Here is a 13,861-nt window from a genome sequence, read left to right as displayed (position 1 = left end):
TTGTTTATGGAATTGATATGAAGAATATTGCATTTGTAATTACTAAATCAATCATTGGTGGTGCTCAAGGTTGGGTTTTGGAGCAAGTCAAACTACTCAAAGACGATTGTAAAATTATTTTAATAACCTCTGAATCGGGCTGGTTAACTGAAACTATTGTCTGTGACAAAATTGTTATTATTCCAGAGATAAGAAAAATGGCTAGTATTAAGGCCATTTACGTTTTGTATAAAACTCTTAAAGAAAATAAGATTGATATTGTTGTTTCCAGTTCTGCCAATGCCGGTCTTTACAGTCGGTTAGTCCGTTTATTCCTGCGTTTCCGTGGTGTGTATGTTTCTCACGGATGGTCATGTATTTACAATGGTAATGTACTTAAATTCATATTTTGTTATATTGAAAAACTACTATCATACATTACAGATGTCGTATGGTGTGTTTCTCAGAGTGATGCAGATAAGGCTATTAAGATTATTGGGATTAAATCTGAAAAAATAATAACTCAGCTTAATGCTATAACGCCACTAACTGAGCGACCTAACCGTCCCTGCCAAAATAAAATTATTTATGTCTGTCGATTAGCTTATCCAAAACGTCCTGATTTAATTTTAAAAGTCGCTGCTGCTAATCCTAATTTTGACCTCGATATCGTTGGTGATGGAGAGTATTTTCAGGATCTTAAGAAAGAATATTCTAGTTATGACAATATTCATTTTTACGGTGAGATCAAAGGATTCGACAGATTTCATGAGTATGATGTGTTTGTATTAACATCAGAAAGTGAAGGTTTACCTATGGCCGCAATTGAAGCTACCAGTGCCAGTCTACCGGTTATTTTGAGTGACGTCGGTGGTTGCAGTGAGGTCGTTAGTAAAAATGGCATCTTAATTGGTAATACGATAGAGGAATTAAATTCCGCTCTTAATACTGTATTTTCAAATTATGATTCATTCTATAAAGAAGCACAGAAGCAAAAGAATAAATTTGATATAAATAGCGTAAAAGATAAATGTAGAAAAATTATTCTTGGATAATGGATTTGTCTGGTTTCTTAAATTTAATAGGTGAGTTATGACTATTTTAGTAACGGGTGGTGCAGGTTATATTGGATCGCACACGGTACTTGCTCTGTTAGAGAATGGAGAAAATGTTGTTGTATTAGATAATTTATCTAATGCTTCAGCTGAGTCATTGTTACGCGTATCTAAAATTACGGGCCGTACACCCGTATTTTACCAAGGTGATGTATTAGATAGAAATTGCCTTAAGAAAATATTTTTGGAACATAAAATTGATTCTGTTATTCATTTTGCAGGTTTGAAATCAGTGGGGGAGTCTGTAGTTAAGCCCATTGAGTATTATCAAAACAATGTAACAGGCTCGATTATTTTGCTCGAAGAAATGACCATCTCTGGCGTAAAAAAATTAATATTTAGCTCTTCTGCGACTGTGTATGGTGATCCTGAGTTTATTCCCTTGACTGAAGATGCTCGTATTGGAGGAACTACAAATCCTTATGGTTCATCAAAGGTCATGGTTGAGCAGATATTGAAGGATTTCTCTTTTGCTTATCCTGATTTCTCTATAAGAGCGCTGCGGTATTTTAATCCTGTTGGTGCTCATACATCAGGGCTAATTGGGGAGGATCCAAATGGGAAGCCTAATAATTTACTACCATTCATTACTCAAGTTGCGATTGGTAAACTTCCCAAATTAGCAGTGTATGGTAATGATTACTCTACCGTTGATGGTTCAGGTGTTCGGGATTATATCCATGTTATGGATCTTGCCGAGGGGCATCTTTGTGCGCTTAATAATCTAACGCATGGATTTAAGGCTTATAATCTTGGCTCAGGTGTTGGGCATTCAGTGTTAGAGATGATTGCAGAGTTTGAGCGGATATCAGGCAAAAAAATTCCTTATGAAATTGTGGCTCGTCGTCCTGGCGATATTGCTGAGTGTTGGGCCAGCCCAGAGCTTGCTTTTAAGGAATTAGAGTGGAAGGCCAAAAGAAATTTAACTGACATGCTACAAGATGCATGGAATTGGCAGCAATCTAATCCAAATGGTTATGTTCGCTGAATACTTGGTCAGCTGTGCTAGAATCCCTTATCTTTTCATCCCTAATCCTGTAACAAACAACAATGAAATTTCCTGGTAAACGCAAATCTAAGCACTATTTTCCTGTTAATGCTCGCGACCCTTTATTGCAACCGGCTCAGATGGAAAATGAAGTGAGCACGTCTTATATCGTTGGTATTGATCAGACGTTGGTTGATATTGAAGCGAAGGTCGATGAGGACTTTATTACGCGATATGGTCTTAGTCAGGGGCACTCTTTGGTTATTGAGGATGATGCTGCTGAACGCCTTTATCAGGAACTGACGACCAATGGGTTAATAACGCATGAATTTGCGGGGGGAACCATTGGTAATACGTTACACAATTATTCTGTTTTGGCCGATGACCGCTCTATCTTATTAGGCACGATGTGTAGCAATATCAAAATTGGTAGTTATGCCTATCGTTATCTGTGTAATACCTCGAGTCGCACTGACTTGAACTATTTACAGGCAGTTGATGGTGCGATTGGTCGCTGTTTCACTCTCATTACGGATAATGGTGAACGCACATTTGCGATCAGCCCCGGTCAAATGAATCAACTACGACCGGAAAGTATCCCTGAAGATATTATCGCAGGCGCATCGGCATTGGTTCTTACCGCTTATTTGGTGCGTTGTAAACCGGGCGAACCAATGCCTGAGGCGACGATGCAAGCTATCTGTTATGCGAAGAAATACAATGTTCCTGTGGTGATGACACTAGGGACAAAATACGTTATTGCAGATAATCCGCAGTGGTGGCGTGATTTTCTTAAAGAGAATATCTCTATAGTAGCGATGAATGAAGATGAAGCTTTTGAACTGACTGGGCTTAATGATCCGCTGATGGCTTCAGATATGGCCTTGAACTGGGTTGATTTAGTGCTTTGTACCGCTGGTCCTAATGGTCTTTATATGGCGGGCTATACGGAAGAGGCTAATAAGCGCCAAACTCAGCACCCATTATTACCCGGTGCGATTGCTGAATTTAACTTGTATGAATTCAGCCGTGCAATGCGTAAAGAACATTGCGATAACCCATTACGAATTTATTCGCATATTGCTCCCTATATGGGCGGCCCTGAGAAAATAATGAATACTAATGGGGCAGGGGATGGCGCTTTATCAGCGGTGCTGCATGATATTGCTGCCAATGGCTATCATCGCAATAATGTCCCTAACTCTAGCAAACATGTACGTAGCTACCTCAGCTACTCTTCATTGGCACAAGTGTGTAAATATGCCAATCGAGTTAGTTATCAAGTGCTGAATCAGCATTCACCGCGTTTAACGCGTGGTTTGCCTGAGCGGGAAGACAGTTTGGAAGAGTCGTACTGGGAAAGATAATTGTCATCAAATAGTGAATAGGGCCAGCATATGCTGGCCCTATTGGTTTATAACTTGCTAACACTGAGATGTTTTTAAATTGGGCAAAGCGGGCGTTTGTCTTCTTCAGTCAGCGTTTCTATCTTCAACATATTAAGCATACTGTTAGCAATTTCACGTTCGCCCATCACGACCTGGTTCGCACCACGATCCGAGATATAAACCACTTCGTCGTCATAATGTGCGCGAGCAATTATCTCAAGATCAGGCCGTTTAATTCTGGCGGAGGCGACAATTTCTCCAGCTTCGTAGCCATTCGGTATGGTCAGTAATAACCAGCGGGCACAATCCAAACGAGCCAGTGACATAATATCTGCACTTGCAGCATTACCTAATACCGCATTAATACCTTGTTCACGTAGCGCTTCAACTCTTGGTCGAGAGTTCTCAACGACCACTAATGGAATCCCTTCAGCGTGTAGTTTTGCACCTAATAAACTCCCCACCCGACCATAACCGACTAACAGTGCATGATTGCACAAATCTACCGGAATTTGCTTTTCCTCTTCGACAGCCTCTTCCAGAATCAGATCTTCCATAGTCTCGTTTTTAGCCAAATAACGATCTAATAGTGTAAACAGTAACGGGTTGAGCATAATGGACAAAATTGCGCTCGCCAGCACTAGATTACGGCCATGCTCAGACATTAAACCGAGAGAAATCCCAAGCCCGGCGAGAATAAAGGCAAATTCTCCGATTTGCGCCAGGCTGACCGAAATAGTGAGTGCTGTGCGTTTTGAGTGACCAAACATCCTCACTAATATAAACGCTGCCGCTGATTTGCCGAAGATGATGATAGCCAGTGAAGCCAGTACAGCTAATGGTTCGCGTAGCAAAATCATTGGATCGAACAGCATCCCAACTGAAACGAAGAACAGTACGGCGAATGCATCACGTAACGGTAAGGTATCTTGCGCCGCACGGTGGCTGAGCTCTGATTCATTCAATACCATTCCTGCGAAGAATGCACCGAGAGCAAAGGATACATCGAACAGCCCTACAGCGCCGTAAGCAATGCCAAGCGCTAATACCAGCACTGCCAAGGTAAATAGCTCACGGGAACCGGTACTGGCGGTTTTAGCCAGTATCCAGGGGACCAAACGCCGACCGACAACAATCATCAGCGTAATGAAGGCAATGACTTTACCGATGGTTATTGCTAATTCAGTGAATAACTGGCTGAGACTGGTGGTTTCGTTACCCATCACTCCGGCAAAGGCGGGTAATAGCACTAATGTGAGTACCATCGCCAAATCTTCGACAATTAGCCAGCCAATAGCAATTTGCCCCCGCTGGCTATCTATGAGTTGCCGTTCTTCTAGAGCTCGCAGTAATACCACGGTACTTGCTGTTGATAGACAAAGACCGAAGACAAAACCCGTCATCAAATCCCAGCCTAATAAATGAGACAGTCCCATCCCGAGTAAGGTGGCAACGGCAATTTGTGCCACAGCACCGGGTATGGCGATGGCTTTTACTGCGAGGAGGTCTTTAAGTGAGAAGTGAAGTCCGACACCAAACATCAACAAGATAACACCAATTTCAGCCAGTTCTGGTGCTAATGAGGTATCAGCAACGAAACCCGGCGTAAATGGCCCGGCCAGCACCCCTGCTGCAAGGTAGCCCACCAGCGGTGAGATGCGCAGACGGTGAGCCAAGGTGCCCAAGAGGAAGGCGAGAACAAGGCCTCCGACGATCGTGGTAATTAAGGGTGTTGAATGGTGCATCCAGACTCCTTCTAGTTCGGCAGGGCGGCAAGCATTTCACAGCAATAACATCAGTTTATTGCATTTATGCGATCAATGCGCGATAAAAATTCATTTTTTATCGATAAAAGTCAGCTTTGGCATGAAAATTGTTTGAAGTGGTTGTTTGTGATGAATTTGCTGTTTCTATCTCTATTACACAGGGAACTCTCCCAACTGAAACAGATATCTCAGTCGGGATTATAAGGTTATTACTATTACTTATCTTCTATATTGGGCAGGAAGACCGTAATTATCCCCAGTAATGGTAAGAAGGCGCATATTTGATAAACCAGTTCAATACTGGTTAAATCAGCAACATACCCTAGTACAGCCGCACCTAACCCCCCCATACCGAAAGCAAAACCGAAGAATAGACCAGATACCATGCCTACTTTCCCTGGGATAAGCTCTTGTGCATACACCAGGATTGCCGAGAAGGCCGAGGCGAGGATAAGGCCAATGATCACGGTTAAAACCCCCGTCCAATACAGAGAAACGTAGGGTAAAATAAGGGTAAATGGTGCAACGCCCAATATTGACCCCCAAATAACATATTTTCGACCTATCCTATCGCCAAGAGGCCCGCCAATGATGGTTCCTGCGGCAACGGCAAATAAGAACACAAACAAATGTATTTGGGCATTTTGTACAGAAACACCGAATCTATGCATCAAATAAAAGGTGTAATAGCTACTGATACTGGTCAAATAGAAGTATTTAGAGAATATCAGCACCATCAAGATAACTAATGCGCTAATAACCGTCTTTTTAGGCAGTATTTTGGCCGATGAGATTTTTACTACTTTGCCATAGGTTGCTTTTTGTTGCTGTTGATACCATTTACTGACCTGTAACAGCACCACAATAGCCAGCAGTGCCGCGAGTGAAAACCAACCTACATTACCTTTACCGTAAGGTGCAATAAGGATAGCGGCTAATAGTGGGCCAAGGGCGCTACCGAAGTTGCCCCCCACTTGAAAAATAGACTGAGCCATACCGTGACGACCACCGGATGCCATGCGAGCGACGCGCGAGGATTCTGGGTGGAAGACCGAAGAGCCGGTTCCGACTAATGCTGCTGCCAGTAAAACCACCGGGAAAGTCGTGGCAACTGCAAGCAGTAAGATACCTGATAAGGTGAAACCCATGCCAATTGGCAGTGAATAGGGCTGTGGATGCTTATCAGTATAGAGACCAATTAGTGGCTGTAATAATGAGGCTGTCAGTTGGTAAGTGAGGGTGATTAATCCAATCTGCGCAAAACTCAGAGAAAATTCAGCTTGTAATAAAGGATAAATCGCCAGAATCAGCGACTGGATCATATCGTTAAGTAAGTGAGATACGCTGATCGCACCCAAGATGGAAAATGATGTGCGCTTTACCTGGGTATTATCGAAGGGCTGGGTATTGACGGAGGGAGGGAGTTCCGTCTCAGAACGATCGGTCATAGTGAGTATTCGCCTAATAATTATCACTGTTAATAATATATTGGTAATGAATACATATTATGCAGATCGAATGATTTTTACTACAGCAGATACAATTTGATATATATTCAAATATTCTGAAATTCACCCATAGATCATCAAACTACAATACGACTCCTGTCACAGTATGATCTTGATTTATCATGATATTGGTATTTTTCACCCCATTTTCACTTATTAAACTGGCGTTGAACAGGCTGGTTTTAACGACAATATGGAGATTTGCGATGCGTTTTTCATTATCGACCACAGCAGCTGCTTTAGCTGTGTCACTGGCGTTTGTGCCGGGATGGGCTGCCGCCTGGGAAAAAGATAAAACTTACGATATCACCATACTGCACACCAATGACCATCATGGCCACTTCTGGCAAAATGACCATGGCGAATATGGCCTGGCGGCACAGAAAACCTTAGTTGATGACATTCGCAAGCAAGTTGCCGCAGAAGGGGGAAGCTTGTTGTTACTCTCCGGTGGGGATATCAATACCGGTGTTCCGGAATCTGATTTACAGGATGCCGAGCCTGATTTTCGCGGTATGAACTTGGTCGGTTATGATGCAATGGCTATCGGTAACCATGAGTTTGATAATCCACTGAGTGTGCTACGCCAGCAAGAGAAATGGGCCACTTTCCCATTATTATCAGCCAATATTTATCAGAAAAGCACCCAACAGCGATTATTCAAACCTTACGCCCTATTTGATAAGCAAGGTGTGAAGATTGCCGTCATTGGTTTAACTACAGATGATACCGCTAAGATCGGCAATCCCGAGTATTTCACCGATATCCAATTCCGCGTGCCTGCGACAGAAGCAAAGCAAGTTGTCGAGCAACTGAGAAAAACTGAAAAGCCTGACATTATCATCGCGGCGACTCATATGGGCCATTATGATGATGGCAAACACGGGTCGAATGCGCCAGGTGATGTCGAGATGGCGCGCAGTTTACCGGCGGGCTATCTGGATATGATTGTGGGTGGGCACTCACAGGATCCGGTCTGTATGGCTAGTGAGAACCATAAGCAGGCTGATTATGTTCCAGGCACGCCTTGTGCCCCAGATCGGCAGAATGGAACGTGGATAGTACAGGCCCATGAATGGGGTAAATATGTAGGGCGGGCAGACTTCAAATTCCGTAATGGTGAGTTGAAGTTAGTGAGCTATCAGTTAATTCCAATCAATTTGAAGAAAAAAATAGAGAAAGCTGATGGCACCAGTGAGCGAGTCTTTTATACGCAAGAGATTGCTCAAGACCCGTCAATGCTGAAGCTGCTGACACCATTTGAACAACAGGGTAAAGCGCAGTTGGATGTCAAAGTCGGTAGTGTGAATGGCAAGTTAGAAGGGGATCGCAGCAAAGTGCGTTTCGAGCAAACCAATCTGGCGCGGTTGCTATTGGCGGCACAAATGGAACGTGCGGGTGCTGATTTTGCGGTGATGAGTGGTGGTGGGGTTCGTGACTCTATCGACGCGGGTGATATTACCTATAAAGATGTTCTCAAGGTCCAGCCATTTGGCAATACTCTTGTTTATGCCGATATGACAGGCAGTGAAGTTGAGAAGTATCTGGCGGTTGTGGCCAATAAGAAAGTCGATTCAGGTGCGTATGCACAATTTGCCAATGTTAGCTTAGTCGCTGATGGCAAAGGTGTCAGTGACGTCAAAATACAAGGCAAACCGCTAGAGCTGAATAAAACTTATCGTCTGGCAACTTTGAATTTCAATGCGCTAGGTGGTGATGGTTATCCGAAGATTGATACTTTACCGAGCTATGTAAATACCGGTTTTATCGACGCAGAAGTGCTTAAACAGTATATTGAAAAGCACTCGCCACTGGATGTCAGTCAATATCAGCCGAAAGGCGAGATTGTTTATAAATAATCAAATAGATAAGGAGTCACTGTAGTCAGTGGCTCCTATTATATAATTCTGACTGCCATCGGATATATACAAACCAAAGTTCGTTAAGAGAGAATTTTTTTGTTGATATATTGTTTATATTTCTGTTTATAAAATCTATTTTACCTAAGTGAGATAATATCACTGGGGGCTAAGCCAAAGATGGTAAGTAAGTTACTTGTTATTTATTGGGTATTAGATTCAGGAGGCTCACTATGCGCTTTCATAAAATCGTTATTATTTTTTCAGTGCTCACTGCTCTGCCTGTTGCGAGTGCACTCGCGTGTTTCCACCAACCTAGCTGTTTTACACGATGTGCTCAATTGCCGCTCTGGGAGGTGCCTTTCTGTGATCTTGGCTCAATACATAAGCCGGTTTTGCAAAGTGGAAATTTAAAGAGTCCAATAGAGTTATATTCCTCATTTAAAACTAATCACAGTGATGACGATTTATTTAACGTAAAAGAGCTTTATAGACAATAAGTTAATTTCATATGAAAGGGCTATTTTGAGCCCTTTCATATTTTTGAAGACTCAATCCCGCTTCGCGATATCAGCAAAGGTGCCCTGCAATAAACGGCATAGGTCTGTTGCTGCTAATTCAATATCTAACCCCCGCTTACCGCCGGAAACAAATATAGTGGCATAGCCTTGAGCAGGACTATCAATCACAGTGGGTAAGCTTTTTTTCTGCCCCAATGGGCTGATACCGCCAACTAGATAGCCAGTACTGCGCTGCGCTAATTGTGGATCCGCCATCTCGGCTTTTTTTGCCCCCAATGCACGCGCCACTTTCTTGAGATCAAGTTGGGTAGCTACCGGCGTGACGGCAACCGCCAGATTTTTGGCGTCGCCATTTAACGCAACCAGCAATGTTTTATAAACTTGATCGGCATTGAGACCCAGTTTTTTTACCGCTTCATCACCAAAATTGGTTTCTGTGGCGTCATGGTGATAGGGGTGCAATATGAAAGGAACTTTTTGTTTTTCCAGCAAAACGACTGCAGGTGTCATAATAAACGTCCAATTTAAAATGAAAATTTATTCAGTTGGAATATCCTACACTCAATCTTTGTCACAGGACTAAAAATTAACCTAATAAAATCAGCACAATGATCTGAAGAGATACAATATATGATGAATGTCAGTTGCTAATCTAATCGTCAGGTTGCTACCCTATACTGGCTGCTCATATTTTCCGCAAGGAATATGAGGGCTTAATAACTAAAATAATGAAAATTCCTCTTTGACTGGCCGATAGAGATATCGGCCATTTTTTTGTATTTTTTACAGACGGCGAGGCTGCAAGAGTTCGGGAAGATTCCCTTCGCCATATAAATGTAATGCGCCGACCGCTACCACATAGTCGCCAGCTGGCAGTTGTTCAAGCTGCTGCTGCCAGCGTTTATTGCGCTGTATCATCAGTACGTCGTATAACCCCTGACTAAAGGTAGGGGCCAGAGTGGACAGGTCATTAGCCGGATGATGTTCCAACCACCAACCAATCATGGTTTGCAGCAGACGAGCGTTGGTGTGCCAGTGAGTTAAGGTATCGAGCAGTAAAGGCATGCCGTTGTCGGGCAGTGTTTCCAGTAAATCGAGCTGCATTTGCGCGCCTTCTAGCTCAATAATGGTTTTCTTCTGCGCTGCGGCTGCTTTCAGTAATTGGTAATCGATACCGTATTCGCCGCGTAATCCCAAACGTTGGGCTTGTCGGGCCTGAAGCATCAAGGCGACTTGCCATGCGGGCAGAAAGGCCATGAACAGAGGGTCATTATCCAGTTCTTCGCAGCGTTGCAAAAATTGTTGGTACTGCTCTTCAGATAATCGGTCAATCAACGGAACGGCCAGATTTTCGTTACTAAACGGTGAGGTTGCGTCAGTGATATCCGCTTCTACTATCAGCGCATCAGCCTGATTCAATTTATTCAGCAATTCGTGAGGGAGGGGAAACATGCCTTCGGTTCCCATATGGATGCTGCCGACCAGATGCAGGTGGCGTTCACCGGCTAGAGTGACATCTAAAGCGGGGTAGGAGTAAGTCGCTGGCGCACAAACACCTAAAAATTTTGCGATGCGGCGTAATAATTGGCCCATGCCTATATGCTTCCCTTTTAGCGTTTTCTGTATCCTAAACGCTTAGTGGCGCACAAGAAAGTATTGTGCGCCACCGAGTTTTTATTGTTTAGGTTTAAAACGCAATAGGCGGTTAGCGTTGCTGACCACAGTAATAGACGACAGTGCCATCGCCGCACCCGCAACTACTGGACTGAGTAATGTGCCGGTGAACGGGAATAGAATACCCGCAGCAATTGGGATCCCCAGCGCATTGTAGAAAAATGCGCCCAATAGGTTTTGTTTCATATTGCGCAATGTTGCTTTGGAAAGCTCAACAGCATCAGCAACCCCATGCAGGCTATGGCGCATCAAGGTAATAGCCGCAGTTTCAATCGCAATATCACTGCCGCCTCCCATGGCAATCCCGACATCGGCTTGCGCCAGTGCCGGCGCATCATTAATACCATCACCAATCATGGCCACTTTATGCCCGGCTGCTTGCAGTTGCTTGATAGCTTCAGCTTTGCCATCAGGTAGAACTCCGGCGATCACCTGATCAATACCTGCTTCTTTGGCAATGGCATTGGCAGTAATAGGATTGTCCCCGGTTAACATCACCAAGTTGTACCCTCGCTGATGTAAACGTTGCAATGCGCTGATACTGTCACTGCGCAGTGGGTCGCGTATTGATAGCAGTGCCGCAGGCTTACCTTGTGCTGTCAGAATCACCGGAGTTGCACCACTTTCAGCTTGTTGCTGTATTAATGATTGCAATTCCGTGGTATCAATCTGTTGTTCCTCCAGCAGACGATTATTCCCCAGCAGCAGTGTCACGCCATCAACCTCGCCGCTCACACCTAAACCACGTAATGTGCGGAATTGGTTGACCGTTCCCAGTGTCAGTCCCTCGGCGCGTTGTAAAATGGCGCGTGCCAGCGGGTGATTCGAGCCGGTTTCTAACGCGGCAGCCCATACCAGCGCTTGTTGCTCACTGACCCCATTAAAGGTATGAATGGCGACCACTTGCGGATGCCCTTCGGTCAGAGTGCCGGTTTTGTCGAACACCAAGGTGTCGAGATTACTGGCCTGTTGCAAAGCATCAGCATCACGTACTAATACACCAAATTCAGCCGCCCGACCCACGCCCGAGATGATTGACATTGGCGTGGCCAGCCCAAGCGCACAAGGGCAGGCGATAATCAGCACTGTCGTGGCGACCACCAAGGTATAGACTAATTGCGGTTGCGGGCCGAAGAAATACCAAATCAATCCAGCAATAACGGCAATAGCGACCACCGTTGGCACAAATACCGCGGAGATCCTATCGGCCAGCTTACCAATCTCTGGTTTACTGCTTTGGGCCTGACGCACCAACTTAATGATACGTGCTAATGTTGTTTGGCTGCCGATAGCATTGGCGCGAAACAGCACCGTGCCATCCTGTACTTGCGTCCCGGCATGGACAACATCACCGGTGGACTTTTGTTGTGGGATAGGTTCGCCAGTCAACATGGCCTCATCCATCCACACCTCCCCTTGTACAATCTCACCATCAACCGGCACACGGTCACCTGTGGTCAAACGCAAGGTCATACCCAGCTGTACATCGGCTAAGGGGATGAGTTTCTCACCTTCATCGGTAACCAGCCGCGCAGTCGGCGGTGCCAAATCCAATAACCGCTCCAGCGCATTGGAAGAGCGCTGTCTTGCGCGTTGTTCCATCGCATGACCAAGGTTAATCAGACCGATAATCATGGCACTGGCTTCATAATAAAGATGTCGGGCTTCCATCGGGAAGACATCCGGCCAGATATTTACCGTGATGGAGTAGACCCACGCCGCACCGGTACCCAGTGCTACCAAGGTGTCCATGGTGGCACTACCATTTTTTAGGCTGACCCAGGCATTACGATAAAAATGTCCACCGGCAAATATCATCACCAGCAGGGTAATTATCCCAACTATCAGCCAGGGCATTTGAGTCTCAGGGGTTAGCGTCATGCTACCGCCAAGTAAGCCCCATCCCATCAATGGAATACCCAATAACAGCCCCAATGCTGCTTGCCACTGAAAACGCTTCATACTGGCTTGCGACATTTGCTGTTGTCGCTCGCGTCGCTCTGTTTCATCTTCAATAATTTCAGCACCATAACCGGCATTTTTGACTGCAGCAATCAGTGCCTCATTGCTAGGGTGACCTGTGACTAATGCACTGCGCTCCGCCAGATTGACTCGTGCGACTTCAACACCATCAACACTTTGCAGTGCATTTTGTACTTTAGATACACAACTGGCACAGCTCATCCCGGTCAATAACAGCTGAACACTGTCATTATCAGCAGGTTCTGCTATCGGCAAACTGGGCTGCGTATTTTTAATGTCAGTTGACGCTGCCGGAATGGTTGAAGAGGCCGCTGCCAGATATTCCGGCGAAGATGGGGCTGGGTGAGTCAGCGGCTCAGTTTTTGGGGATTGCGCCCCTGACAGTGTGGCGTGATAGCCTGCTTGCTCCACAGCATCAATTAACGTTTGCGCCTCAACTTTGCCATACACTTTGGCGCTATCGAGTGACACTTCTGCTGCAATCACACCGGGAACAGCTTCCAGCGCTTTACGCGTAGATTCGGTACAGTGCCCACAACTCAAGCCAGAGAGCTGTAATTCAACATCAGGAGTTTGAGCTTCTTCTGCCTGATAACCCGCTTGTTTAACCGTATCAATCAGTGTGGTGGTTTCGGCTTCGCCCGTCACCTTGGCATAATGCACATTCACTTCTGCATGATGAACATCTTCACGGCTTTCTAATGCCGTTTTTACGCGTTTGGCACAATTCATACAGGAGAGGCCGTGTAAGGCCAGTATTGTGGTTTGCAACATAGTTGACTCCTTATCGAGTAGGGAACCTATCCATAAATTTGTCGGGATAAGTTTAGTCGGTATTCCCAGTCATATCCCTTATGTAGGGCAATAACGGACGTTGATCTGCACAGGTTTTATACTCGCCATACTTCAAGTCGTATCCGCGTTGACTGCCGTCGCACCCCAGTCACTGACTCAGCTAAGCTCTTGGGGATTTACTCAGTTGTCGCCTTCCTACAACTCGAATTATTTAGGGTATGTTCCGCTTGACTGACATCCTTGCTTTCATTAATTATAAAGGTTAAACCTTCCAGCAAGGGGAAG

The 13,861-nt window shown here is 44.9% G+C and carries 9 protein-coding genes; 4 read left to right on the top strand and 5 right to left on the bottom strand.

The genetic code is table 11. The features are described 5' to 3' along the window. Positions 1 to 17 precede the first annotated feature (17 nt). The 3 genes from ACF3VQ_RS15090 to ACF3VQ_RS15080 all read left to right on the top strand — a co-directional run bounded on the left by ACF3VQ_RS15090 (position 18) and on the right by ACF3VQ_RS15080 (position 3,449). Positions 18 to 1,034, top strand: coding sequence for a glycosyltransferase (locus ACF3VQ_RS15090; protein ID WP_392431958.1), 1,017 nt, complete (start codon positions 18 to 20; stop codon positions 1,032 to 1,034). A 37-nt stretch (positions 1,035 to 1,071) separates the two neighbouring features. Beyond that, complete coding sequence (gene galE / locus ACF3VQ_RS15085) at positions 1,072 to 2,082, top strand: UDP-glucose 4-epimerase GalE (protein ID WP_392431957.1); 1,011 nt, start codon at positions 1,072 to 1,074, stop codon at positions 2,080 to 2,082. Positions 2,083 to 2,144: 62 nt separating this feature from the next. After that, on the top strand, positions 2,145 to 3,449 hold the full coding sequence (locus tag ACF3VQ_RS15080; protein ID WP_392431956.1) for an inosine/guanosine kinase: 1,305 nt from the start codon (positions 2,145 to 2,147) through the stop codon (positions 3,447 to 3,449). Positions 3,450 to 3,523: 74 nt separating this feature from the next. Here ACF3VQ_RS15080 and ybaL read toward each other — a convergent pair whose 3' ends face one another. Both ybaL and ACF3VQ_RS15070 read right to left on the bottom strand, forming a co-directional pair. Beyond that, the gene (gene ybaL / locus ACF3VQ_RS15075; protein WP_392431955.1) at positions 3,524 to 5,215 is read right to left on the bottom strand and encodes a YbaL family putative K(+) efflux transporter; all 1,692 of its coding nucleotides are present in this window, start codon (positions 5,213 to 5,215) and stop codon (positions 3,524 to 3,526) included. A gap of 236 nt (positions 5,216 to 5,451) precedes the next feature. Next, a complete protein-coding gene (locus ACF3VQ_RS15070) occupies positions 5,452 to 6,684 on the bottom strand; it encodes an MFS transporter (RefSeq protein ID WP_392431954.1) in 1,233 nt (410 codons plus the stop codon). A 266-nt stretch (positions 6,685 to 6,950) separates the two neighbouring features. On the opposite strand from ACF3VQ_RS15070, the gene ushA reads away from it, so the two are divergent. Next, entirely contained in the window at positions 6,951 to 8,603 is a 1,653-nt protein-coding gene (ushA, locus tag ACF3VQ_RS15065) for a bifunctional UDP-sugar hydrolase/5'-nucleotidase UshA (RefSeq protein ID WP_392431953.1), read from the top strand. Between the two features lie 551 nt (positions 8,604 to 9,154). On the opposite strand, the gene ybaK is transcribed toward ushA, so the two are convergent. The 3 genes from ybaK to copA all read right to left on the bottom strand — a co-directional run bounded on the left by ybaK (position 9,155) and on the right by copA (position 13,555). Then, a complete protein-coding gene (ybaK, locus tag ACF3VQ_RS15060) occupies positions 9,155 to 9,634 on the bottom strand; it encodes a Cys-tRNA(Pro)/Cys-tRNA(Cys) deacylase YbaK (protein WP_392431952.1) in 480 nt (159 codons plus the stop codon). Between the two features lie 273 nt (positions 9,635 to 9,907). Further along, on the bottom strand, positions 9,908 to 10,717 hold the full coding sequence (locus ACF3VQ_RS15055) for a TraB/GumN family protein (RefSeq protein WP_392431951.1): 810 nt from the start codon (positions 10,715 to 10,717) through the stop codon (positions 9,908 to 9,910). 81 nt (positions 10,718 to 10,798) lie between these two features. Next, positions 10,799 to 13,555, bottom strand: coding sequence for a copper-exporting P-type ATPase CopA (gene copA / locus ACF3VQ_RS15050; protein WP_392431950.1), 2,757 nt, complete (start codon positions 13,553 to 13,555; stop codon positions 10,799 to 10,801). Positions 13,556 to 13,861 lie beyond the last annotated feature (306 nt).

Source organism: Yersinia fenwicki (genome assembly GCF_043099325.1).
GTDB lineage: Bacteria > Pseudomonadota > Gammaproteobacteria > Enterobacterales > Enterobacteriaceae > Yersinia.
This window is presented reverse-complemented; position numbering and strand designations above follow the sequence as displayed.